Source organism: Paenibacillus sp. FSL K6-1096, assembly GCF_037977055.1.
Taxonomy (GTDB): Bacteria; Bacillota; Bacilli; order Paenibacillales; family Paenibacillaceae; genus Paenibacillus_AQ.
Genome location: NZ_CP150274.1, coordinates 3,799,519 through 3,824,021 on the forward strand (window position 1 = coordinate 3,799,519; position 24,503 = coordinate 3,824,021).

Consider the following 24,503-nt stretch of genomic DNA (forward strand, 5'->3'; position numbering starts at 1 on the left):
GCATACAGGCAGATATAAGCGAGGAACATGTGATGACTGAAGCGCAGCAAGGTAAATACGGCGTTTCTGTAACGCTGGTGAGTGTGCAGGGTACGGAGCGCAGTGTCGTTCATGCCGCCGGGGAAGCTTTTGCCAAAGGGCAGTCGCTGTATATCCGTTACGGGGAGCTGCAGCCAGGTCCTGACGGGAGAGAGGCTGCTGTCCGCAACACACTGAAGATTACCGGGGACGGACTGAAGCTGATCCGCCATGGCGCGGTCGAGTCGGAGCAGTCATTTCAGCCGGGACAACAGCTGCCGGGGTTCTACCGCTCACCGTATACCCAATTCAATCTCACCACCGACACCAAGACCTTAGACATCCGGCGCAGCGGAAGATCGCTTGACGCTTCCTGGGAATATGATCTCTACGTATACGGGGAATTATCTGGACAGTTCGCCATCAGTTTGAAGATACAGGAGGAACCACAATCATGACACAACGTTTGAATCCGCTCCAGCTTGCCCATGAACGGGTGAAGGAGGCCATCGCCGACGCCGTGGTAGCGGCCGGTCTGGTCGCGCGCGAGGAGCTGCCTGCCATTATTCTGGAGGTGCCCAAGGACAAGGCGCATGGAGATATAGCGACGAATGCTGCTATGCAGCTGACCCGTATTGCCAAGCGCAACCCGCGGCAGATCGCCGAAGCGATTGTTGAGCATCTGGATACCAGCCGGGCTTCTATTGAGAAGGCGGAGATCGCCGGACCGGGCTTCATTAACTTTACTCTGTCCAAAAGCTATCTGTATCCCGTGATCGCGCTTGTCGCCGAACAGGGCGGGGACTACGGACGGGTAGATATCGGCCAGGGCAAGAAGGTTGAGGTGGAATTCGTCAGCGCCAACCCTACCGGCAGCCTGCATCTGGGCCATGCCCGCGGAGCGGCTGTCGGCGATGCGCTGTGCAACCTGCTGGACTATGCCGGATACCAGGTCACCCGGGAATACTATATTAATGATGCCGGGAACCAGATCTCCAATCTCTGCCTGTCGATTGAAGCCCGCTACCTGCAGGAGCTGGGCCAGCCCGCCGAGATGCCGGAGGATGGCTACCACGGCGAGGATATCAAGGGCTTCGCGAAGGAGCTGGTCGCCGAGAAGGGCGATTCCCTGCTGTCGATGACACCGGGCGACCGGGCAGCCTTCTTCCGCACCTATGGCCTGGCCAAGGAGCTGGATAAGATCAAGCGCGACCTCAGCCGCTTCCGGGTGAACTTCGATATCTGGTTCAGTGAGACCTCCCTCTATGAGAACGGCGAGGTGCTGCGCTCACTGGACGAGCTGCGTGAACGCGGAGAGGTCTATGAGAAGGAAGGGGCTACGTGGCTTGCGACCACCAAATACGGTGACGACAAGGACCGTGTCCTGATCAAGAATGACGGTACGTACACTTACCTCACTCCGGACATCGCATACCATAGCGACAAATACGGACGGGGCTACGATACGATGATCAACATCTGGGGAGCGGACCATCACGGTTATATTCCGCGGATGAAGGCAGCCATGGCGGCGCTGGGCAATGATCCCGACAAGCTGGTGGTGCTGATTGCCCAGATGGTCAGCCTGTTCCAGAACGGCGAGAAGGTCAAGATGTCGAAGCGTACCGGCAAGGCCGTGACGATGGAGGATCTGATGGAGGAGGTCGGCCTCGATGCCATCCGTTACTTCTTCACGATGCGCAGCATGGATTCGCATCTGGATTTCGACATGGATCTGGCGATTTCTACCTCCAACGACAATCCGGTCTTCTATGTCCAGTACGCCCATGCACGGATCTGCAGCATCTTCCGCCAGGCGGAGGAGCAGGGCATTGTGCTGCCGGCTGCGGACCAGCTGGATTACAGCAAGCTGACGGCTGCCCATGAATACGACCTGCTCCGCAAGATCGGCGAGCTTCCCGCTGAGATTACGGTGGCCGCCGAGGGCTATGCGCCGCACCGCCTGATCCGTTATGTGTACGATCTGGCTTCGCTGTTCCACAGCTACTACAAGGCTGAGCGTGTCATCACAGAGGATGCGGAGCAGACCTTGGCCCGCCTGGCTCTGCTGGGCGCCACGCGGACAGCTATTGCCAATGTTCTGCGGCTGGTCGGTGTGACTGCACCGGACCGGATGTAGCTTCATATGTATACAGCGCCGCCCCTGTACCCCAGGGGCGGCATTTCTGTCTCCCGCCGCCTATGCCTTCGCGGCGGCCACGGCCTTGGCGCCGCTGCCGCTGGTGCGGCGCCGGGCCCGGATGCCTGCGCGCAGCAGCCGCAGCGCATCGGCAGCCCCGCCGCCCAGCGCAGCGCGGCGCTGGCCCTTGCGCAGCCGCACCGGCATGGAGGTGCGGCGCAAGAGCAGCTTCAGCTCGCGCGGCGTGAGGCCGGGCCTCAGCGCGAGCAGCAGAGCCGCGGCACCGGTGACATGCGAGGTCGCCATAGAGGTGCCGCTCATTTCCTTGTACCCCTCCCGCAGCCAGCAGGAGGGGATGTTCTCGCCCGGACCGTAGACATCGATATACGGTCCGCGGTTGCTGAAGGCGGCGACGCGCTGCCTTCTGTCCAGGGCCCCTACGGCAATAGTCTCCGGATAGCGGGCTGGGTAATCCCCGCCGCGCTTGCCGTCGTTGCCGGAGGAGGCGATGATGGCGATCCCGGCCCGGTAGGCCTTGATCACCACATCGTGCAGTGCCTTGCTCCGGTTTCTCATCCCGAAGCTCATATTGATGAGATCGATTTTGTTCTGGACGCACCAATCGATCCCGAGAACAATGTCGGACACATAGGCGGAGCCGTTGTGGTCGAATGCCTTCACCGGATACAGCAGTGCCCGGGGGGCGACGCCCATCATGTTCCGCGCGCCTCCGGCCGCCGCCAGCGTTCCGGCTATATGCGTGCCGTGGCCGTTGTCATCCAGCGGCATCATGCCGCGGTTCAGCAGATTGACGCCGGAGGCCAGGGAATGCTTCAGATCGGGATGGCGGAAATCGACACCCGTATCAATGACGCCGATCTTCACATGGACGCCGGTCGACCGCGACCAGGCCTGCGGGGCCCGGATGGCCTTGATCCCCCAGGGCATCAGGGAGGAACCGCCTTTGTCCTCAGCCATCGAATGCACTCTGATCCGGGAATCTTCTTCTATACACAGGGAATCGGCATAACGGTCCATCAGCCGCTGGGCTCCGGCGGCGGGCATGACAAAAGCCCGGATCAGCGTAGACACCCGAACCTGCCGCAGCCCGGGCTTCTTGGCCTTCAGGGATTTCCATTGCGCCAGCGCTCCGGCATAATTCCGGGGATCGTTGAAGGTCACAATCTGCCGCTGTGCACTAGTGGGGGCAGCCTTCATTTCTTCAAGCAGCATCTGCCAAAATCCGTAATAATCCATAAGTAACGCCGTCCCCTCCTCGGTGCCGTGCTGACATATAGTATGACAAGGGGAGGGGGGCCGAATGGGAACTTGCCCTTTTTTGAGGAAATAGGCTGCCCATCGTGTCAAAAGGCCTGCGTTTACATAAAATAAACAGAGGGAACCGTAAAGCTCCCTTTGCAACATCCCGTAAGGAGCCGATTCCTTGGCGTGGATACAGTCATGCGCGGAGGGTTTCCCTCCGCCTTTTTACCACCTTCACTCATGATTAGAGCCTTTCCGGAGAGGACAAGCCTCTGCCGGGCGGAAGTTACAGGCGCTCCTCCCTGTAGTCATGAGTAATAGACTTGCAATTTAACCGCAAATAGGTTTTACTTAGGTTTGTTAATGGATATCATGAATGAAGATATAATGAATGGTGAAGAATGTGTGAGAGGAAGTGTCCTTTAGTGAGTACGCCACTCAATTTGAAGCTGGACCCTGAGAAAGTCAAAGAAATGCCGATGGTGGACCTGGCTTTTCTGGTGCTTAAGGCAGCCAATACGCCTTACTATTACCGTGATCTGATGGTTGAGGTAGCCAAGCTGCGCGGAATGACCGACCAAGAGAGCGAAGATACGATTGCCCAGCTATATACCGAGATTAATATCGACGGGCGTTTTGCCTGTGTCGGAACCAACCTGTGGGGCCTGAAGCGCTGGTACCCGCTGGAACGCTCCGATGATCCTGTCGGCAACACCAAGCGTGTGCGCATCATCAACGATGAGGACGACGATCTGGAAGATGATGACTTCACCGAGGAAGAAGATAACTACGCTGCAGAGGAAGAGGACTTCGATGCGATTGACGAAGACCGCGACGACCTCTATTCCGATGACGACAGCGAAGAGGAAGTTGACGAAGATGTGGTCATTGATGAAGACGACATTGACGAAGACGAAGAAGAGTCGGATGACCTGGACGAAGAAGAGGCTGACGGCGAGGATGAAGACGATAATTACTAATCCGTAGTCTTGGCCGGGGGTACAAATTCCACCCTTGACAGCGGCAGGACCGTCAGAGTACACTATTGCATGGGCTTATAATGAAAGTTAATATTGTTTTCCAAAATAAAAAGTGCCCCGGCTCTACGGGTGTCACTTTTTTGTTTTTTTAGAGGAGAAGTAAGGAAGAATTCCGCGGTTTTTCGCGCATTCAAGGTTCCTGATCTTTCTTTGGGTTCCCCGGTTGGATGATGGAAAAAAGGGTTACGATAAGCAACAAGCGTCCCCTGAATTTCTGGACTTTATTTAGGAGGGTTTTTACAGTGACAAAGTATATTTTCGTAACGGGTGGCGTCGTGTCCTCCCTGGGCAAAGGCATTACCGCTGCCTCGCTGGGCAGACTGCTCAAGAACAGAGGTCTGAAGGTAACGATCCAGAAATTCGATCCTTACATTAACGTGGACCCGGGAACGATGAGCCCGTATCAGCACGGGGAAGTATTTGTGACCGATGACGGTGCGGAGACTGACCTTGACCTTGGGCATTATGAACGGTTTATTGACATCAATCTGTCCAAGAACAGCAACGTGACGACAGGCAAGATTTATTCCTCCGTCATCAGCAAAGAGCGCCGGGGGGAATATCTGGGCGGAACCGTGCAGGTCATCCCGCATATTACGAACGAAATTAAGGAACGTGTCTTCCGCGCAGGCCGTGAGACCGGCTCCGATGTGGTCATCACTGAAATCGGCGGCACGGTGGGCGATATCGAGAGTCTGCCTTTTATGGAAGCAATCCGTCAGATCAAGAGTGACATCGGCCGGGAGAATGTCATGTACATTCACGTAACCCTGATTCCTTATATCAAGGCAGCGGGTGAAGTGAAGACCAAGCCGACCCAGCATAGCGTCAAGGAGCTGCGCAGCATCGGGATTCAGCCGAATGTCATTGTGTGCCGTACCGAATATCCCCTGACCGATGATATGAAGGCCAAGCTGGCCCTGTTCTGTGATATTGATGCGAGTGCAGTGGTGGAATGCCGCGACGCCTCGACCCTGTATGAGGTTCCGCTCAATCTGCGCGATGAAGGACTGGACGAGATTGTTGTCAATCATCTGAAGCTGACCACGCCTGCACCGGATATGCGGGAATGGGAGAGCATGCTGGAGCGGATTCAGAAGCTGGAGCGTACCGTTGAGATTGCCATCGTAGGTAAATATGTGGCCCTGCATGATGCCTACCTCAGTGTAGTAGAGTCCCTGTCCCATGCCGGATTTGCTTCCAATGCCGAAGTGAAGATCCGCTGGGTGGATGCCGAACTGGTAACCGATGAGAATGTGGACGAGCTGCTGGGCGGCATCGGCGGTATTCTCGTTCCAGGCGGCTTCGGCGACCGGGGCATTGAGGGCAAGATCTCGGCGATCCGTTATGCGCGTGAGAAGCTGATTCCGTTCTTCGGCATTTGCCTGGGAATGCAGGTGTCCGTCATTGAGTACGGCCGTTCCATGCTGGGACTGGCAGGGGCGAACAGCTCCGAGATCGATCCTGCGACCCCGCATCCGCTGATTGACCTCCTGCCGGAGCAGAAGGATATTGAAGATATGGGCGGCACGATGCGTCTGGGGCTGTACCCTTGCAAGCTGCTGCCGGATTCCCTGGCGATGTCCTGCTATGACGATGAACTGGTGTACGAGCGCCACCGCCACCGGTACGAGTTCAATAACGCATACCGCGATGAGATTGAAAAAGCCGGTCTGGTCATTTCCGGAACCTCCCCGGACGGACGTCTGGTGGAGATTGTCGAGCTGCCGGGTCATCCGTGGTTCCTGTCCGTGCAATTCCACCCGGAATTCACGTCGCGCCCGAACCGTCCGCAGCCGCTGTTCCGTGAATTTGTCGCAGCTTCGCTGACACATTCCGAGCAAATGTAAGGTATTGGGCCAATAGGTAAAATGAACAGGCCGGCCCGGCCTGCGGGAGCCTCCTTAGGGAGGCTTCTTTTTTAAAGGATAGCCCTGCACAACTCCTTCCGGATTGCAAGGGGACTGTACTCCCGCTTTTTCACAGATATCCCCCCTTTATATGGCATAGATTTACGCATTTTAGCCAATTAGCAGGATTTTGGCTGCAAAGCACGAATAATAGGTTTCGTATAGAATTAAGTTGAAGCGGGGCCGTTAGCTGTTGAGAGGGCGCGGTATGGACAATCTGCCTTAAACTCTGGGAGGGTATCGTATGGAAAAGAAGAAAGTATTAATCGTCGACGATCAGAATGGAATCCGGATTCTTCTCATGGAAGTATTCAATAGTGAAGGTTATGCCACCTTTCAGGCAGCTAACGGAAAAATGGCGCTGGACATCGTCAGGACCGAGTCGCCGGATATGGTTCTTCTGGACATGAAGATTCCTGGAATGGACGGGCTGGAGATCCTTAAGCATCTGAAGGAGCTGAATCCGTCAATCAAGGTCATTATGATGACCGCCTACGGGGAACTCGACATGATCAAGGAAGCCACCAAGCTGGGCGCCCTGATGCACTTCACCAAGCCGTTTGATATCGATGAGATGCGTGTCGCCGTCAATATGCACCTGCACAACAAATCGGTAGACCAATGCAGCTAGCTTCAGAAGTTCGGAGTTTGGGAATGTCTTGTTATGGATACGCTAAAATAGGAAAATGATCCGCAGATAAAGGGTTGGCTAAATATCGTCCCACCGGGACATTTTTTTGTGTATCCTATTTAGTATTTAATACAGGATGTGCTATAATAGGCCTGTATGTGATGTCGGCTTATATAAGCAGCCCAATATTTTAGGAGGATTGAAACCATGCCATTAGTATCTATGACAGACATGTTATCCAAAGCACTTGAAGGAAAATATGCGGTTGGCCAGTTCAACATCAATAACCTGGAGTGGACTCAAGCGATTCTTGGTGCAGCAGAAGAAGAGAAGTCACCGGTAATCCTTGGTGTATCCGAAGGCGCAGCCCGTCACATGGGCGGATTCAATACGGTAGTGAAGATGGTTGAAGGTCTGATTCAGGACATGAAGATCACCGTTCCTGTAGCGATTCACCTGGACCACGGTTCCAGCTTTGACAAATGTAAAGAAGCTATCGATGCCGGATTCACTTCCGTTATGATCGACGGCTCCCACCATCCAATCGACGAGAACATTGAAATGACTAAGAAAGTCGTTGAATATGCTCACGCCAAAGGCGTATCTGTAGAAGCAGAGGTAGGTACTGTAGGCGGACAGGAAGATGACGTTATCGGCGGCATTCAGTATGCTGACCTTAACGAATGCGTACGCATCGTTAAAGAGACCGGCATTGACACCCTGGCTCCTGCACTTGGCTCCGTACACGGCCCTTACCATGGCGAGCCTAACCTGGGATTCAAGGAAATGGAAGAGATCTGCAATGCAGTTAAGCTTCCGCTCGTGCTGCACGGCGGTACTGGTATTCCATTGCATGATATCCAGAAGTCCATCTCCCTGGGAACTTCCAAGATCAACGTGAACACTGAGAACCAGATTGCATTCGCTAAGGTTGTCCGTGAAGTGCTTGCTGCTAAGCCTGATGCTTACGACCCGCGTACATTCATCGCACCGGGCCGCGAAGCGATCAAGCAGACCGTTATCGGCAAAATCCGTGAGTTCGGCTCCAGCAACAAAGCCTAATTATTAACCTGCCGCATAACCCGTTTTTCCACACAAGCCATTCGTTTTCCTCAGAAACGGTCGCCGTCCTAAGCTAAGGGCGGCGCAGCCGTTTCTTCTTCTAATCACCAATCACCATTACCGTATGTCTCACAAGCCACAACTGGTATTGCCGCAACAAGATGCAATACACGTAGGGGGAACCTGATAAATTTATGGAAAAGTTAATGATAGGCGGCGGACGTCCACTAGAGGGTGTTGTAACCATCAGCGGGGCCAAGAATAGCGCCATTGCGCTCATTCCTGCGGCAATTCTGGCGGAGTCTGAAGTGGTGCTGGATAATCTGCCTGCGCTTAGCGATGTTGCCGTGTACTCCGAGATTCTGGAGGAGCTGGGCGCAAATGTGTCGTGGACAGGCAGCCAGATGAGAATTGATCCCTCCCGCATCGTCTCCATTCCCATGCCGAACGGACCGGTTAAGAAACTCCGGGCCTCTTACTATATGATGGGCGCCCTGCTGGGCCGTTTCAAGGAAGCGACCATTGGCCTGCCCGGCGGCTGCAATTTCGAGCCCCGTCCGATTGACCAGCATATCAAAGGCTTTGAAGCGCTTGGTGCAACGGTTACCAATGACCACGGCTCCATTCACCTGTATGCCAAAGAACTGCGCGGCGCCAAGATCTACCTGGACGTATCCAGTGTGGGCGCCACCATTAATATCATGCTCGCGGCTTCCCGTGCCAAAGGCTCTACAATTATCGAAAATGCGGCTAAAGAGCCTGAGATTATAGATGTAGCTACCCTGCTCAACTCCATGGGCGCTGTGATTAAAGGCGCCGGCACTGAAACCATCCGGATCGAAGGCGTAAATGAGATGCACGGCTGCCGCCATTCCATCATTCCTGACCGCATTCAAGCCGGAACATACATGATTGCCGCTGCAGCAACGCGGGGCAATGTGCTGATTGATAACGTGATTCCCAAGCATCTGGAGGCGCTGACCGCCAAGCTGCTGGAGATGGGAGTAGACATAGAAGAACTGGATGAGAGCATCAGGGTGATCGGCAGACCCTCTTACGAGCATGTTGATGTCAAGGCATTGATATATCCCGGCTTCGCCACGGACCTGCAATCGCCGATGACCAGCATCCTTACCCAGGCTGAGGGAGTCAGCGTCCTGAGCGATTTCGTATACAGCAACCGGTTCAAGCATGTGCCTGAGCTGGTCCGTATGGGCGCCAAGATCCGGGTGGAAGGACGTTCGGCGATTATTGAAGGCGGCAAGCTGAATGCGGCCAAGGTCAAGGCTGCCGATCTCCGGGCAGGAGCAGCGCTGGTAATCGCCGGGCTTACCGTTGAGGAAGGCATTACTGAAGTAACGGGCGTGGAATTCATCGACCGCGGATATGACAACCTCGTAAGCAATCTGCGCAATTTGGGAGCCGAAGTCTGGCGCGAGCACGAATAATGAGGATACCCGGATATGGAACGTGTATATTTTGCTGTTTATCTGCATATCTCCTTCCAATTCGGGTAATCCTATCCTAATAAGCATTTTCATAGACTCATAGTTTAGAACTCATCATACAAAATTGAATAGGTGGTTATTACATGGATCTTCAAATTTCCGATCTGGAAGAAATGAAGCTGACCGATCTGTATAAGCTGGCTAAGAAATACCAGATTCCTTACTACGGGACGCTTAAGAAGCGGGAGCTGATCTTCGCGATTCTCCGCGCGCAGGCCGAACAGAGCGGCCTGATGTTCATGGAAGGCGTGCTTGAGATTCTGCCGGAGGGCTACGGCTTCCTCAGACCGATTAACTATCTGCCGAGTGCCGAGGATATCTATATCTCTGCTTCGCAGATCCGCAAGTTCGACCTTAGAAGCGGTGACCTGGTCTCCGGGAAATGCCGGACGCCCAAAGAGAATGAACGCTACTTCGGACTCCTGCAGGTCAATGCCGTCAACGGCGAGAATCCGGCAAGCGCAGCGGAACGGCTGCATTTTCCAGCGCTGACACCACTGTATCCGCAAGACAAGCTGCCGCTTGAGACATCCCCAACCCATCTATCTACCCGTATCATGGACTTGCTTGCTCCGGTAGGCCTGGGGCAGCGCGGTTTGATTGTAGCACCTCCCAAAGCGGGCAAGACGCTCCTCCTGAAAGAAATTGCCAACAGCATCTCCACCAACAATCCTGAGATTGCACTGTTTGTTCTGCTGATCGATGAACGTCCGGAGGAAGTGACGGATATGCAGCGTTCAGTCAAAGGTGAGGTCGTGGCTTCAACGTTCGATGAGCTGCCGGAGAATCATATCAAGGTGGCTGAGCTTGTGCTGCAGCGCGCGCTGCGTCTGGTAGAGCACAAGAAGGATGTCGTCATTCTGCTGGACAGCATCACCCGTCTCGCCCGGGCCTATAATCTAGTGGTTCCGCCGTCCGGACGGACGCTCAGCGGGGGGATTGACCCTGCGGCCTTCCACCGGCCGAAGCGCTTCTTCGGTTCCGCGCGTAACGTGGAGGAAGGCGGCAGCCTGACGATTCTGGCCACCGCGCTGGTGGATACCGGGTCGCGTATGGATGATATTATCTATGAAGAATTCAAAGGAACAGGGAACATGGAGCTGCATCTGGACCGCAAGCTGGCGGAACGCCGGATCTTCCCTGCGATCGATATCCGCCGTTCGGGTACACGCCGTGAAGAAGTGCTGCTGTCCAAGGAAGAGCTGGATACCATCTGGTCGATCCGCAAGAATATGAACGAATCGTATGACTTCGTAGAAGGCTTCCTCAAGAAGCTGCGTGACAGTAAGACGAATGCTGAGTTCCTGGCTTCCTTTGATGTAGCCGGCAACAAGGAATCCCAATCGGCAAGCGGCACGGCCAGCAAGGGCGGAACGTCGAACAGCGGGGCATCTGCCCGCCGTACTACCCGGCCTAAGGCACCGACTGTGCCTACAACCTAAGGAATGAGAACAAGAGGAGAATAACATGTATCTGGTATATGCTGACGAGCAAGGAAACGTATATGATCATCCCGAGCTGTATGCTCTTGCCCGCAGCGGCGATATGATTGTCGAGATGCTGGAGGAAGAGCTGATTCCGCTGCCTGAAGGGGCCACTCTGGTGGGACTTCCCTGTACGTGGGCGGTGGGGATGAATCCTGAGACAGGCGAGATGCTGCCGCTGCCGGAAGGCTCCCAGGCGGTCGGGGCGCTGCTGCCGCAGGGATATACCCGTCTGTGTCTTCCGGGTTATGTCAAGACAGACAAGTCGTATAAGCTTCCGCTCTTCGGTTATTCCGCAGTGGTGTGGAAGGATGGCCGGTTCTATGTGGCGGCTGATCTGACTGATGATCCGGAGCAGTGGAATCCTCTGAATTGCGACCGGGAGCTAGTGAAGGCCGGTGTGGGTGACCTGACGGCCAAATATCCCGAGAACCGTCTGTACGGCCATTTATCCAACTGTGCGCTGGGCTATGAATGCCTGACTTCATCGAATACCTTCCTGGGCCGGTGGGAGGGAGCGGTTCCTGTCTCCTATTCCTGTAATGCCGGATGCTTCGGCTGCATCTCGGAACAGCCGGATGACAGCGGATTTGTATCCCCGCAGACGCGGATGAACTTCCGTCCTACGGTGAGTGAAATCTCCCAAGTTATGCTGGAGCACCTGAAGACGCCCCAGTCGATCGTCAGCTTCGGACAAGGCTGTGAAGGGGAGCCTTCCACCCAGGCCAAGCTGATCATTGAGTCTATCCGTGAGGTGCGCGCCATCACCGATATGGGCTATATCAATATCAATACGAATGCCGGGCTGAGCGATCATATCCGCGGGATTGTCGATGCCGGCCTTGACCTGATGCGGGTCAGCACAATCAGTGCTCTGGATGACCATTATAATGCGTATTACAAGCCGCGCGGGTATACATTGGCTAATGTTGAGAAGTCTCTCAAATATGCGGCATCCCAAGGCGTTTACACTTCCATCAACTATCTGATCTTCCCCGGGGTTACCGACCGTGAGGAAGAGATTGAGGCGATGGTTGAATTCGTCAGACGTACAGATCTGAAGCTGATTCAGATGCGGAATCTGAATATTGACCCGGAGAGTTATCTGGCGCTCATTCCGCCGGCGCAAGGCGAGATTCTTGGCATGAAGACGATGCTTGAGATTTTCCGGGAGGAGCTTCCTGGCGTGGTCATCGGCTCCTTCACCCATGTTCCGCCTGCTGAGCTGGCCCGCGCGAAGCAGCGCAGTGTACGGATCTAGCGCTAGCGGATAGACAGCGGCAGAATCTATTGCAGTGCCCGGGCTTCCATGCTAGAATGTAGTTTGCGTAATCATATAACTCTAGGCCCGCATGAGGCTTAGGGCATGAGAGGTGAGATTTTAGATGCAAACAGCCATTCAACCCAAGTACAACGTAACGAAGGTGACCTGCTCTTGCGGCAACACGTTTGAGACAGGCTCGGTTAAGCAGGAGCTTAAAGTCGAAATTTGCTCCAGCTGTCATCCGTTCTACACCGGCAAGCAGAAGTTCCTGGATGCCGGCGGCCGTGTTGACAAATTCAAGAAGAAATACGGAATTTAATGGATCTGCCGCTCTGCGGCTTAAGATGACGGACCCTTGCGGCGATTGGTGCTGCAGGGGTCTTCTTGTGGTCTGCGGCAGAGAGTTGCTCCTGCATGAGGGCGTTGCCAATCTATATGAATAGTTGATTTTTGCCCGGCCGTAAGCTATACTTATCTTCGCCGTGCTAGACGGGGAGGTAGCGGTGCCCTGTAACTCGCAATCCGCTGTAGCGAGGTTGAATTCCTGTTAGAGGTGCTGTCGATGTGAGGCCTTGGTACCTATGGGCTGTGTTGACGGCTGGGTCCTCCGCAATGAGTGCTTGTGAACCTGGTCAGGTCCGGAAGGAAGCAGCCATAAGCAAGTTTTCTCTTGTGCCGGAGGGTGGCCTAGCCCGAGCAGTTTTGTAGGATTACCGCTCGGATCGCAGTCATCAATAACAGGTGCACGGTTTATATACTTGGATATGGATAGCGTCTTTGCCACTAGCGAAGATGCTTTTTGTTTTTTCGGATGATGAATAAGACCTGTGCCTGATTGCCGTATTCCCGTTTCTGCATGGTTAACCACTGGGGAATATAGTATAATAAATTAGCGACAACTGCCGGAAAGCGGCAGCCTGAGAGAGGGTAATGCATAGTGGAACATATCGCGCTGTACCGTGCCTGGCGGCCGCAGTCGTTTCAAGATATGGTGGGGCAGCAGCATATTATCCAGACCCTGCAGAATGCCATCCGCGAACAGCGGGTGTCGCATGCCTACCTGTTCAGCGGTCCGCGGGGAACCGGTAAGACCAGTGCTGCCAAGGTATTGGCCAAGGCAGTCAACTGTGAGCGGGGACCCGGTCCGGAGCCGTGTAACGAATGCCCGTCCTGTCTGCGGATTACCGCTGGCAACATCATGGATGTCCAGGAGATCGATGCGGCGTCCAACCGGGGCGTAGAAGAGATCCGCGATCTTCGGGATAAGGTGAAATATGCGCCTACTGAAGTCCGCCGTAAAGTGTATATTATTGACGAAGTGCATATGCTGACAACAGAGGCATTCAATGCCTTGCTTAAGACACTGGAGGAGCCGCCGCAGCATGTGATGTTCATTCTGGCGACCACCGAGCCCCATAAGCTGCCGGCCACGATTATATCCCGCTGTCAGCGGTTTGATTTCCGCCGGGTCTCGCTGGAGGAGCAGACCGGACGCCTGACGGAGATCTGCCGGAAGGAAGGCATCTCAGCCGATGACGATGCCCTTCAGTATATTGCCCGCCTGTCAGACGGTGGGATGCGGGATGCGCTGAGCATTCTCGACCAGATCTCTTCGTTCACTGACGGGAAGGTAACCTACCAGCAGGTGCTGGGCATGACCGGGGGGATTCCCTCCGAGCAGTTCGCCCGGCTGGCGGCTGCGATTCTTGAAGGCGACATGGGACAGCTGCTGGAGCTTGTAGAGCAGCTCATGCATGAAGGCAAGAGCGCGGATAAGTGTCTGGAGAATCTTTTGTATTATTTCCGCGACTTGCTTATGATCAAGATGGTGCCCGGAGCAGACCAGCTGACGGACCGGGTGCTGAATCCGGCTGATTTCCGTGACATGGCTGCGGCCTACAGCCGTGAGCGGCTGTTCGTGATTGTGGAGACGCTGAGCCGTTATCTGGGTGAGATGAAGTATGCCTCGCATCCGCAGACGATCTTTGAGGTGGCGCTGATGAAGCTGTGCAGCAGCGGATCAACTGCGGGAGATGCGGCGGGGATTCCGGCTGCAGACGCGGTGATGCCTGCAGCGGCGGGTGCCGCGGGGGCGGCCCAGCCGGGTGAGCTGGAGCAGCTCAAGCGGCAGATTGGGGCGCTGGAGAAGAAGCTGGAGCAGGCGATTCAAGCCGGCGGCGTCGGCGGAGGGCGCGAGCAGGCGGCCCCGCAGAGGACGGCTGCACCTCCAAGCGCCCCGCGGGTATCCGCGCCATCGAAGCTTCCGCCGCAACTCGACAAGTTCATCGCGAGTAAGGACAGCTCTGACTTCGGCGAGGTGTATAAGCAGTGGAGTCACGTGCTGCAGGGTGTGAAGGAAGAGAAGGTTACGGTTCATGCCTGGTTCGTCGACGGGGAGCCGGTATCGGTGATGGATGATGCAGTGCTGGTCGCCTTCAAGAACACCATTCACCGGGATACGACGGAGAAGCCGGCGAATCGGCAGGTCATTGAGCATGTGCTGAATGCCAAGCTGGGCAAGCCTTACCGGCTGGTCACCATGATGATGAAGGACTGGAGCGAGGCTGCGACCAAATCCGCCTCCGGTGCCACAGAAGAGCTGCGTCTGGAGCATGAGCATGAAGCCGTTGAAGCGAAGTCTGAACCATGGATTGACGAGGCGATCCAGCTCTTTGGAGAAGACCTTGTTGTCATAAAAGAATAAACTGCAAGCCTATCCGCGCTGGAATGCGCATCCCAAAGGAGAGACGATGTATGAATAATATGAACCAAATGATGAAGCAGGTCAAAAAAATGCAGGAGCAGATGCTCAAAGCCCAGGAGGAACTGGGGAATAAGACGATCGAAGGTTCATCCGGAGGCGGCGTGGTTACCGTACAGGTGAACGGCCACAAGAAATTGCTATCCATTCAGATCAAGCCGGAGGTTGTTGATCCGGAGGATATCGAAATGCTCCAGGATCTCGTAATCACTGCTGTTAATGATGCTCTGACCCAGGCTGAAGAGTTGGCTAACAACGATATGGGTAAATTCACCGGCGGAATGAAGATTCCTGGCCTGTTCTAGGTCATTCCACTCCCGGGCATAAGGAGAACATACTTTGTATTATCCCGAACCGCTAGCCAAGCTGATTGAAGCTTTCACGCGTTTGCCCGGTATCGGCCCGAAGACGGCTGCCCGGCTGGCCTTTCATGTGCTGAACATGAAGGAGGATGAGGTGATTGATTTCGCCAAAGCCCTGGTCAGCGTCAAACGGAATCTTCATTATTGCTCGGTCTGCTGCAACATTACTGATACCGACCCGTGCCGGATCTGCCAGGACAAAACCCGCGATGCTTCCGTTATCTGTGTGGTTCAGGACTCCAAGGATCTGGTTGCTATTGAACGGACCAAAGAATATGGCGGCTACTACCATGTGCTTCAAGGCGCGATATCCCCGATGGAGGGGATAGGGCCGGATGATATCCGGCTGAAGGAGCTGCTGACCCGGCTCAGTGATGAGCGGGTGAAGGAGCTGATTATGGCGACTAATCCCAACATTGAGGGGGAGGCGACGGCCATGTATATTTCACGCCTGGTCCGTCCGTTCGAGCTGAAGATCACCAGAATAGCGCATGGCTTGCCGGTAGGCGGGGATCTGGAGTACGCGGACGAGGTCACCCTGTCGAAGGCGCTGGAAGGCCGCCGTGAGCTGTTCTGAGCGTGCTGCTGCGCTACAATATAAGTTATTAAGGAGCCTCCGGGCTCCTTTTTTCTATTTCCCGTTGTCTTTAGTTCCAATTAAATGCGGTCATATGCTTCCTCAAGGTTCTAAGTTTGTCCCTGTTCCGATATGTATGAGATTAGAGAGTACTGAGCATTGGCTTAGTCTGCACTTATTCATATCAGGAGGGATCGCGATGAAATGGTGGAACGTCAAGTGGCTGGGCGGAGCTGACGGGAGAGCGGAGAGAGCGAAGGCGGAAGAGGAGCTGGGAACGGTGTACCATGAAGTACGCAAGGCGCATTCCGAGTGGGAACGGGCCTATCTGATGTTTGATGAGGCGCTCGGCCAGGACCAGATTGACTACGCCATCTACATTCTGGAGGCAGCAGAACGTAAATATCAGATTCACCTTAAGCACGCCAAAAACCTGGGACTCGACCGGAGCCGGCTGCTGCTATGACCAGACTGATCGGTGGAGGGATGCTGCAATGCTGAGATTATTGGCTATAGCTGTACTGATTGTATCGGGTGTTCTGCTGCTGCTGACGGTATTCCGGCATAAGCTGGGCTGGGCATGGCTGAGTGTATTCGGCACTCATCTGATATTGGCTGCGCTGGCGATATACATTGTTAATTTTTCCGGTGTTGTAACGAATCTGCATGTTCCGCTCAATCCCGCCACGATAGGGACGGTAACCATCCTCGGACTGCCTGGAGTGCTCCTGCTGCTGGGCTTAAAATTAACTTTGTTCTAGAGGTTGACGCCGGCTGCCCATTCGTGATACATTAAGTCTCGGCCCTTTGGACAAGGCATCTTCGGATCACTTGCTGAAAGCTAAAGCGAAAAAGAAATTCAAAAAAACGCTTGACTGAAACAAGGGCGCTGTGATATATTATAAAGGTCGCTGCTGAGACAAAGTTAAGCGACAAAAGATGTGCTTGATCCTTGAAAACTGAACAACGAGTGAGTGGAAATCACCTCGGTGATTTCAAAAAAAATGATGAATTTCACAGCGTCTTGTGCGCTTTAGAAATATCATCTTGAGAATGCAAATTCTCGTCAGATGTTTCAAAATGAGCTATCGCTCTTTCAATACCTAATTGGAGAGTTTGATCCTGGCTCAGGACGAACGCTGGCGGCGTGCCTAATACATGCAAGTCGAGCGGAGTCTTGTTGGAAGCTTGCTTCCAACTTGGCTTAGCGGCGGACGGGTGAGTAACACGTAGGCAACCTGCCCCTAAGACTGGGATAACTACCGGAAACGGTAGCTAATACCGGATAATCTCTTTCCTCTCCTGAGGGAAGAATGAAAGGCGGAGCAATCTGCCGCTTGGGGATGGGCCTGCGGCGCATTAGCTAGTTGGCGGGGTAACGGCCCACCAAGGCGACGATGCGTAGCCGACCTGAGAGGGTGAACGGCCACACTGGGACTGAGACACGGCCCAGACTCCTACGGGAGGCAGCAGTAGGGAATCTTCCGCAATGGGCGACAGCCTGACGGAGCAACGCCGCGTGAGTGATGAAGGTTTTCGGATCGTAAAGCTCTGTTGCCAGGGAAGAACGTCCGGTAGAGTAACTGCTGCCGGAGTGACGGTACCTGAGAAGAAAGCCCCGGCTAACTACGTGCCAGCAGCCGCGGTAATACGTAGGGGGCAAGCGTTGTCCGGAATTATTGGGCGTAAAGCGCGCGCAGGCGGCTATTTAAGTCTGGTGTTTAAACCTTGGGCTCAACCTGGGGTCGCACTGGAAACTGGGTGGCTTGAGTACAGAAGAGGAAAGTGGAATTCCACGTGTAGCGGTGAAATGCGTAGAGATGTGGAGGAACACCAGTGGCGAAGGCGACTTTCTGGGCTGTAACTGACGCTGAGGCGCGAAAGCGTGGGGAGCAAACAGGATTAGATACCCTGGTAGTCCACGCCGTAAACGATGAGTGCTAGGTGTTAGGGGTTTCGATACCCTTGGTGCCGAAGTTAACACAGTAAGCACTCCGCCTGGGGAGTACGGTCGCAAGACTGAAACTCAAAGGAATTGACGGGGACCCGCACAAGCAGTGGAGTATGTGGTTTAATTCGAAGCAACGCGAAGAACCTTACCAGGTCTTGACATCCAACTAACGAAGCAGAGATGCATCAGGTGCCCTTCGGGGAAAGTTGAGACAGGTGGTGCATGGTTGTCGTCAGCTCGTGTCGTGAGATGTTGGGTTAAGTCCCGCAACGAGCGCAACCCTTGACTTTAGTTGCCAGCAGGTTGAGCTGGGCACTCTAGAGTGACTGCCGGTGACAAACCGGAGGAAGGTGGGGATGACGTCAAATCATCATGCCCCTTATGACCTGGGCTACACACGTACTACAATGGCCGGTACAACGGGAAGCGAAGCCGCGAGGTGGAGCCAATCCCAGCAAAGCCGGTCTCAGTTCGGATTGCAGGCTGCAACTCGCCTGCATGAAGTCGGAATTGCTAGTAATCGCGGATCAGCATGCCGCGGTGAATACGTTCCCGGGTCTTGTACACACCGCCCGTCACACCACGAGAGTTTACAACACCCGAAGTCGGTGGGGTAACCCGCAAGGGAGCCAGCCGCCGAAGGTGGGGTAGATGATTGGGGTGAAGTCGTAACAAGGTAGCCGTATCGGAAGGTGCGGCTGGATCACCTCCTTTCTATGGAGAATCGTCACCTGCAACGGTGACATTCAAATCGGAAGCTTGACTTCCATTAGAGCCTTCGGGTTCACACACTCACTCGTGTTCAGTTTTGAAAGAGCAAGTCTCTTTCAACAACGTTTGGTGGCGATAGCGGAGGGGTTCCACACGTACCCATCCCGAACACGACCGTTAAGCCCTCCAGCGCCGATGGTACTTGGACCGAAGGGTCCTGGGAGAGTAGGACGCCGCCAAGCGGATCATTCATTCGTGAATGCATCCAATAGAAGTTTTGTTATATGGGCTTTTAGCTCAGTTGGTTAGAGCGCACCTCTGATAAGGGTGAGGTCGGTGGTTCGAGTCCACCAAGGCCCACCATATAACAAATTTGAATTGAATAGTGCACCTCACTTTGGGGTATTTTATGGGGCCATAGCTCAGCTGGGAGAGCGCCTGCCTTGCAAGCAGGAGGTCAGCGGTTCGATCCCGCTTGGCTCCACCAATTATGTTTTACAAAAGTATATGCAAGACCTTGATCCTTGAAAACTGGATACCGAAACGAATTTGCGTTTTAGAACATTCCTTTAAGCTGAACTTGTGTAAACAAGTTTGAAGTTTTTAGTTATACTAAGTGAAGGTTTTTGATTGTGCAGCGACCTTTGGCTTTGAATATTCCAGCGGGCGGATTCATCCGTACGCGCTATTCAAAACAAGATGAGCAAACAAGCAAAACACCGGAACGTTGGTTAAGCTACTAAGAGCACACGGAGGATGCCTAGGCGCCAGGAGCCGACGAAGGACGTGGCGAACAACGAAACTGCCTCGGGGAGCTGTAAGCAAGCTTTGATCCGGGGGTGTCCGAATGGGGAAACCCAGCTGTGGTAATGCACAGTTACTCGTATCTGAATACATAGGATACGTAGAGGCAGACCAGGGGAACTGAAACATCTAAGTACCCTGAGGAAGAGAAAACAATAGTGATTCCGTCAGTAGCGGCGAGCGAACGCGGAACAGCCTAAACCAAGGGGCTTGCCCCTTGGGGTTGTGGGACGTCTCACATGGAGTTACAAAGGAATATGGTAGGCGAAGAGGTCTGGAAAGGCCCGCGATAGAGGTAAAAGCCCTGTAGCCCAAACTGTGTTCCCTCCGAGACGGATCCCGAGTAGTGCGGGGCACGTGAAACCCCGTATGAATCTGGCAGGACCATCTGCTAAGGCTAAATACTACCTGGCGACCGATAGTGAATCAGTACCGTGAGGGAAAGGTGAAAAGCACCCCGGAAGGGGAGTGAAATAGAACCTGAAACCGTGTGCTTACAAAAAGTCAGAGTCCTCTATATGGATGATGGCGTGCCTTTTGTAGAATGAACCGGCGAGTTACGTTCAACATGCAAGGTTAAGGTGAGAAGCCGGAGCCGCAGCGAAAGCGAGTCTGAATAGGGCGACTGAGTATGTGGGCGTAGACCCGAAACCGTGTGATCTACCCCTGTCCAGGGTGAAGGTGCGGTAACACGCACTGGAGGCCCGAACCCACGTACGTTGAAAAGTGCGGGGATGAGGTGGGGGTAGCGGAGAAATTCCAATCGAACTCGGAGATAGCTGGTTCTCCCCGAAATAGCTTTAGGGCTAGCCTCGGTGAATGGAGTGGTGGAGGTAGAGCACTGATTGGGTGCGGGGCCCGCAAGGGTTACCAAGCTCAGTCAAACTCCGAATGCCACTTACTTCTTGCCGGGAGTCAGACAGTGAGTGCTAAGATCCATTGTCAAAAGGGAAACAGCCCAGACCATCAGCTAAGGTCCCCAAGTGTGTGTTAAGTGGGAAAGGATGTGGAGTTGCACAGACAACCAGGATGTTGGCTTAGAAGCAGCCACCATTGAAAGAGTGCGTAATAGCTCACTGGTCGAGTGACTCTGCGCCGAAAATGTAACGGGGCTAAACACACCACCGAAGCTATGGCTTGATGCTTTGCATCAGGGGTAGGGGAGCGTTGTATGTGGGTTGAAGGTGTACCGTAAGGAGCGCTGGACAGCATACAAGTGAGAATGCCGGTATGAGTAACGAAAAGATCAGTGAGAATCTGATCCGCCGAAAGCCCAAGGTTTCCTGAGGAAGGCTCGTCCGCTCAGGGTAAGTCGGGACCTAAGGCGAGGCCGACAGGCGTAGTCGAAGGACAACAGTTTGAAATTACTGTACCACCGTAATCCGCTATGAGCGATGGGGTGACGCAGGAGGGTAGTGACGCGGACTGATGGATGTCCGTCTAAGCAGTGAGGCTGGTGTGCAGGCAAATCCGCACACTGTTAAGGCTGGGCTGTGATGGGGAGCGAAAATTACAGTAGCGAAGGTCATGATCTCACACTGCCAAGAAAAGCCTCTAGTCAGGAGAAGGTGCCCGTACCGCAAACCGACACAGGTAGGCGAGAAGAGAATTCTAAGGCGCGCGGAAGAACTCTCGTTAAGGAACTCGGCAAAATGACCCCGTAACTTCGGGAGAAGGGGTGCCTCGGTAGGGTGAATAGCCCGAGGGGGCCGCAGTGAAAAGGCCCAAGCGACTGTTTAGCAAAAACACAGGTCTGTGCGAAGCCGCAAGGCGAAGTATACGGGCTGACGCCTGCCCGGTGCTGGAAGGTTAAGGGGAGTGGTTAGGGGTAACCCGAAGCTATGAACCGAAGCCCCAGTAAACGGCGGCCGTAACTATAACGGTCCTAAGGTAGCGAAATTCCTTGTCAGGTAAATTCTGACCCGCACGAATGGCGTAACGACTTGGGCGCTGTCTCAACGAGAGATCCGGTGAAATTTTAATACCTGTGAAGATGCAGGTTACCCGCGACAAGACGGAAAGACCCCATGGAGCTTTACTGCAGCTTGATATTGAATTTGGGTACGATCTGTACAGGATAGGTGGGAGCCGTGGAAAGCGGAGCGCAAGCTTCGCTGGAGGCGCCGTTGGGATACCACCCTGATCGTATCTAGGTTCTAACCTGGTACCCTCAGCGGGTACGGGGACCGTGTCAGGCGGGCAGTTTGACTGGGGCGGTCGCCTCCTAAAGAGTAACGGAGGCGTTCAAAGGTTCCCTCAGAATGGTTGGAAATCATTCGAAGAGTGCAAAGGCAGAAGGGAGCTTGACTGCGAGACCTACAAGTCGAGCAGGGACGAAAGTCGGACTTAGTGATCCGGTGGTACCGCATGGAAGGGCCATCGCTCAACGGATAAAAGCTACCCTGGGGATAACAGGCTTATCTCCCCCAAGAGTCCACATCGACGGGGAGGTTTGGCACCTCGATGTCGGCTCATCGCATCCTGGGGCTGAAGTAGGTCCCAAGGGTTGGGCTGTTCGCCCATTAAAGCGGTACGCGAGCTGGGTTCAGAACGTCGTGAGACAGTTCGGTCCCTATCTGTCGTGGGCGCAGGAAATTTGAGAGGAGCTGTCCTTAGTACGAGAGGACCGGGATGGACGTACCGCTGGTGCACCAGTTGTTCCGCCAGGAGCATGGCTGGGTAGCTACGTACGGACGGGATAAGCGCTGAAAGCATCTAAGCGTGAAGCCCCCCTCAAGATGAGATTTCCCAATTAGTAAGACCCCTTGAAGACGACGAGGTAGATAGGTTGGAGGTGGAAGTGCAGCAATGCATGGAGCTGACCAATACTAATCGGTCGAGGGCTTATCCAAAACCACTAAAATGCATGATTCGTTTCGGATTCAGTTTTCAGGAATTAAGTTCCTGTACGGATTTACATGGCTACCATTTATTTGGAGAGATACCCAAGTGGCTATAAGGGGACCCTCTGCTAAGGGGTTAGACTGCGTAAGCGGTGCGAGGGTTCGAATCCCTCTCTCTCCGCCATTATAAATCCAATCTTTACAGCATGGCGGCGTAGCTCAGCTGGCTAGAGCGTACGGTTCATACCCGTGAGGTCGGGGGTTCGATCCCCTCCGCCGCTATATAGATTTATGGAGGCTTAGCTCAGCTGGGAGAGCATCTGCCTTACAAGCAGAGGGTCGGGGGTTCGAACCCCTCAGCCTCCACCATCTTTACAGCTTCGATTCACCTTACACCGTGCCGGTGTAGCTCAACTGGTAGAGCAACTGACTTGTAATCAGTAGGTTGGGGGTTCAAGTCCTCTCGCCGGCACCATTTTTAACTGCAAATTGTGGAACCGTGGTGTAGTTGGCCTAACATGCCTGCCTGTCACGCAGGAGATCGCGGGTTCGAATCCCGTCGGTTCCGCCATTTTGTATTTTAACTGGCTCATTTACATGGCTCGGTAGCTCAGTCGGTAGAGCAAAGGACTGAAAATCCTTGTGTCGGGGGTTCGATTCCCTCCCGCGCCACCATATGGAGGCTTAGCGAAGTGGCCAAACGCATCAGACTGTAAATCTGCTCACGTACGTGTTCGGTGGTTCGAATCCATCAGCCTCCATTCCTTTTTATGAGCCATTAGCTCAGTTGGTAGAGCACCTGACTTTTAATCAGGGTGTCGAAGGTTCGAGTCCTTCATGGCTCATCTGAAAGCAAACTCAAGTCATCACCATACGGTGGTGGCTTTTTTTGTATGATAAGAATTTGCAAGGGTTATTTTGTCACTCAGGGTTCAGATGGGGTGTGCCGCATCTTGCGGCAAAATATGATAAAATAAGCGAAAAAGCAAAAGTGGTGGAGAATGGTGACGATGGATAGTGAGGTTTTGCGTCAAAAGCTGGAGCAACTCACCGGAAAGCGAACCGGCATTAAGCAGCTCGGAAGACAGCATTCAGCTTCACTTTTTGGCATAGGTGCAGATCAAGATCAGGAGCAGCCGGTAATTCATGAGGGGTACTTATGGATTCCCCTGTATGACAATGACAGCCGTGTAACGGCGGTGTGGGTAGAGACCGAAGGGCTGTCGCCCCTTGAACTGCAGCTGGTGAATTACGCCGGCCGGAACTTCGCGGTCGCGCTTAAGGCCACCGGGCTTAAGGAAGAAGGAGAGATGGAGGCGCGCCAGCTCAGCGGATGGCTGAATTCACAGCTGGAGCAGGAGAAGGACGATGCCGAAATTCCGGATGAGGTCTCTCTGAAGGGCCGGCTGTTCGGCGAGATGATTCCGTTCATGCTGGTGAGCGAGAATGTCCATAACCCGCAGATGACGTACCGTTCATTAATGAAGCTGCTGCGGAGCTATTTCGAGAATGAGGTTCTGCTGGTTCCTCTGCAGGACAAGGAATGGTTAATATTAGCCCGTAAGGAACTGCTTACTGGCGGAGATGATAAAGAGGACGAGGAAGAAAGTGCAGAGGATCTGCTGGCCCAGACGGCCATGGGTCTGCATGAACTGATTGCCAGCGAATGGGTTGGCGTCTTCCACCTGGCGGTATCACCGGCCATTATTCCGGTCAAAGGGCTGACAGGTGCGGTAGCGCTGCTGCGGGAGACGATTGTTCTCGGCCGGATTTTCCAGGTGGGTGATTATATTCATCTGCCGTGGGAGCTGCATATGGAGCGGCTGGTGAACAGTATTCCTGATGAGCGGCGCAGACAGCTCCTGGGCCAGATCGGTGATTATACGGCGGTGCTGGCGGATAAGGAAATGCTGATGACACTGGAGACTTTTTTTGAAATGGACTGTAATGTCAGTGAAACGGCCAAGAAGCTGTATATTCATCGAAATACGCTGCTGTACAGGCTGGACAAGATCAAACAAGAGACTGGAGCCGATGTACGGAGCTTCGGAGATGCCGCGATTGTGAAGCTTGCTATGTTATTGTATAAAGTGACGAAAAGAAAATAGGTTTTTTGTGAACCATGCAAATAGCCATCTGTCCGGCTGTGGGGTAAGATAGGTATACAAGAAAGC

17 protein-coding genes, 10 tRNA genes, 3 rRNA genes and 1 other RNA gene are annotated in these 24,503 nt (G+C 54.0%); 30 read left to right on the forward strand and 1 reads right to left on the reverse strand.

Features of this window, described 5'->3' with window-relative positions; translation table 11 throughout:
- Positions 1 to 32: 32 nt before the first annotated feature.
- Together MHI24_RS16965 and argS are read left to right on the forward strand one after the other, a co-directional pair.
- On the forward strand, positions 33 to 476 hold the full coding sequence (locus tag MHI24_RS16965; RefSeq protein ID WP_340020719.1) for a DUF1934 domain-containing protein: 444 nt from the start codon (positions 33 to 35) through the stop codon (positions 474 to 476).
- Positions 473 to 2,158 carry an arginine--tRNA ligase gene (gene argS / locus MHI24_RS16970; protein WP_340020720.1) on the forward strand — a complete coding sequence of 562 codons (1,686 nt, stop codon included), beginning with the start codon at positions 473 to 475 and terminating at the stop codon, positions 2,156 to 2,158. The genes MHI24_RS16965 and argS overlap by 4 nt, the downstream gene beginning before the upstream one ends.
- 60 nt (positions 2,159 to 2,218) lie before the next feature.
- Here argS and MHI24_RS16975 read toward each other — a convergent pair whose 3' ends face one another.
- The gene (locus MHI24_RS16975; protein WP_340020721.1) at positions 2,219 to 3,415 is read right to left on the reverse strand and encodes a S8 family peptidase; all 1,197 of its coding nucleotides are present in this window, start codon (positions 3,413 to 3,415) and stop codon (positions 2,219 to 2,221) included.
- A 431-nt stretch (positions 3,416 to 3,846) separates the two neighbouring features.
- Here MHI24_RS16975 and rpoE point away from each other — a divergent pair, with 431 nt between their 5' ends.
- The 28 genes from rpoE (at position 3,847) to MHI24_RS17115 (ending at position 24,437) form a co-directional block, all read left to right on the forward strand.
- Complete coding sequence (rpoE, locus tag MHI24_RS16980; RefSeq protein ID WP_340020722.1) at positions 3,847 to 4,401, forward strand: DNA-directed RNA polymerase subunit delta; 555 nt, start codon at positions 3,847 to 3,849, stop codon at positions 4,399 to 4,401.
- Positions 4,402 to 4,703: 302 nt separating this feature from the next.
- The gene (locus MHI24_RS16985) at positions 4,704 to 6,311 is read left to right on the forward strand and encodes a CTP synthase (RefSeq protein ID WP_340020723.1); all 1,608 of its coding nucleotides are present in this window, start codon (positions 4,704 to 4,706) and stop codon (positions 6,309 to 6,311) included.
- 304 nt (positions 6,312 to 6,615) lie between these two features.
- Complete coding sequence (locus MHI24_RS16990) at positions 6,616 to 7,002, forward strand: response regulator (RefSeq protein ID WP_340020724.1); 387 nt, start codon at positions 6,616 to 6,618, stop codon at positions 7,000 to 7,002.
- A 207-nt stretch (positions 7,003 to 7,209) separates the two neighbouring features.
- Positions 7,210 to 8,064 (forward strand): class II fructose-1,6-bisphosphate aldolase, encoded by an 855-nt coding sequence (fba, locus tag MHI24_RS16995; RefSeq protein ID WP_340020726.1) that lies wholly within the window; start codon positions 7,210 to 7,212, stop codon positions 8,062 to 8,064.
- A 194-nt stretch (positions 8,065 to 8,258) separates the two neighbouring features.
- Complete coding sequence (locus MHI24_RS17000; RefSeq protein WP_340020728.1) at positions 8,259 to 9,512, forward strand: UDP-N-acetylglucosamine 1-carboxyvinyltransferase; 1,254 nt, start codon at positions 8,259 to 8,261, stop codon at positions 9,510 to 9,512.
- 143 nt (positions 9,513 to 9,655) lie between these two features.
- Positions 9,656 to 11,014 carry a transcription termination factor Rho gene (rho, locus tag MHI24_RS17005; RefSeq protein WP_340020729.1) on the forward strand — a complete coding sequence of 453 codons (1,359 nt, stop codon included), beginning with the start codon at positions 9,656 to 9,658 and terminating at the stop codon, positions 11,012 to 11,014.
- Positions 11,015 to 11,039: 25 nt separating this feature from the next.
- Positions 11,040 to 12,317, forward strand: coding sequence for a radical SAM protein (locus MHI24_RS17010; RefSeq protein WP_340020730.1), 1,278 nt, complete (start codon positions 11,040 to 11,042; stop codon positions 12,315 to 12,317).
- Positions 12,318 to 12,441: 124 nt separating this feature from the next.
- Positions 12,442 to 12,639, forward strand: coding sequence for a 50S ribosomal protein L31 (gene rpmE, locus MHI24_RS17015; protein ID WP_340020731.1), 198 nt, complete (start codon positions 12,442 to 12,444; stop codon positions 12,637 to 12,639).
- A gap of 161 nt (positions 12,640 to 12,800) precedes the next feature.
- An RNA gene (gene ffs / locus MHI24_RS17020) (signal recognition particle sRNA large type) lies at positions 12,801 to 13,069 on the forward strand.
- Between the two features lie 188 nt (positions 13,070 to 13,257).
- On the forward strand, positions 13,258 to 15,024 hold the full coding sequence (gene dnaX, locus MHI24_RS17025) for a DNA polymerase III subunit gamma/tau (protein ID WP_340020732.1): 1,767 nt from the start codon (positions 13,258 to 13,260) through the stop codon (positions 15,022 to 15,024).
- A 50-nt stretch (positions 15,025 to 15,074) separates the two neighbouring features.
- Complete coding sequence (locus tag MHI24_RS17030) at positions 15,075 to 15,386, forward strand: YbaB/EbfC family nucleoid-associated protein (RefSeq protein ID WP_340020733.1); 312 nt, start codon at positions 15,075 to 15,077, stop codon at positions 15,384 to 15,386.
- 34 nt (positions 15,387 to 15,420) lie between these two features.
- Positions 15,421 to 16,020 (forward strand): recombination mediator RecR, encoded by a 600-nt coding sequence (recR, locus tag MHI24_RS17035; RefSeq protein WP_238655875.1) that lies wholly within the window; start codon positions 15,421 to 15,423, stop codon positions 16,018 to 16,020.
- A gap of 199 nt (positions 16,021 to 16,219) precedes the next feature.
- Positions 16,220 to 16,486: a hypothetical protein gene (locus MHI24_RS17040; RefSeq protein ID WP_340020734.1), complete on the forward strand. Its 267-nt coding sequence runs from the start codon at positions 16,220 to 16,222 to the stop codon at positions 16,484 to 16,486.
- Positions 16,487 to 16,514: 28 nt separating this feature from the next.
- Positions 16,515 to 16,781 (forward strand): pro-sigmaK processing inhibitor BofA family protein, encoded by a 267-nt coding sequence (locus MHI24_RS17045; protein ID WP_340020735.1) that lies wholly within the window; start codon positions 16,515 to 16,517, stop codon positions 16,779 to 16,781.
- A 343-nt stretch (positions 16,782 to 17,124) separates the two neighbouring features.
- A 16S ribosomal RNA gene (locus tag MHI24_RS17050) occupies positions 17,125 to 18,685 on the forward strand.
- 122 nt (positions 18,686 to 18,807) lie between these two features.
- Positions 18,808 to 18,924 (forward strand): 5S ribosomal RNA (gene rrf, locus MHI24_RS17055).
- A 44-nt stretch (positions 18,925 to 18,968) separates the two neighbouring features.
- A tRNA-Ile gene (locus MHI24_RS17060) sits at positions 18,969 to 19,045 on the forward strand.
- Between the two features lie 48 nt (positions 19,046 to 19,093).
- Positions 19,094 to 19,169 (forward strand) — tRNA-Ala (locus tag MHI24_RS17065).
- A 242-nt stretch (positions 19,170 to 19,411) separates the two neighbouring features.
- Positions 19,412 to 22,338: ribosomal RNA gene (locus MHI24_RS17070) — 23S ribosomal RNA — on the forward strand.
- The 16S, 23S and 5S rRNA genes sit together here with 10 tRNA genes alongside, the layout of an rRNA operon.
- Before the next feature lie 83 nt (positions 22,339 to 22,421).
- Positions 22,422 to 22,513: transfer RNA gene (locus tag MHI24_RS17075), tRNA-Ser, on the forward strand.
- A gap of 24 nt (positions 22,514 to 22,537) precedes the next feature.
- A tRNA-Met gene (locus tag MHI24_RS17080) sits at positions 22,538 to 22,611 on the forward strand.
- A gap of 11 nt (positions 22,612 to 22,622) precedes the next feature.
- A tRNA-Val gene (locus MHI24_RS17085) sits at positions 22,623 to 22,698 on the forward strand.
- Between the two features lie 30 nt (positions 22,699 to 22,728).
- A tRNA-Thr gene (locus tag MHI24_RS17090) sits at positions 22,729 to 22,804 on the forward strand.
- Between the two features lie 18 nt (positions 22,805 to 22,822).
- Positions 22,823 to 22,900: transfer RNA gene (locus tag MHI24_RS17095), tRNA-Asp, on the forward strand.
- Positions 22,901 to 22,928: 28 nt separating this feature from the next.
- Positions 22,929 to 23,004, forward strand: a tRNA-Phe gene (locus MHI24_RS17100).
- Positions 23,005 to 23,007: 3 nt separating this feature from the next.
- A tRNA-Tyr gene (locus MHI24_RS17105) sits at positions 23,008 to 23,090 on the forward strand.
- Between the two features lie 11 nt (positions 23,091 to 23,101).
- Positions 23,102 to 23,174 (forward strand) — tRNA-Lys (locus tag MHI24_RS17110).
- A 165-nt stretch (positions 23,175 to 23,339) separates the two neighbouring features.
- The gene (locus MHI24_RS17115; protein WP_340020736.1) at positions 23,340 to 24,437 is read left to right on the forward strand and encodes a helix-turn-helix domain-containing protein; all 1,098 of its coding nucleotides are present in this window, start codon (positions 23,340 to 23,342) and stop codon (positions 24,435 to 24,437) included.
- Positions 24,438 to 24,503: the final 66 nt, after the last annotated feature.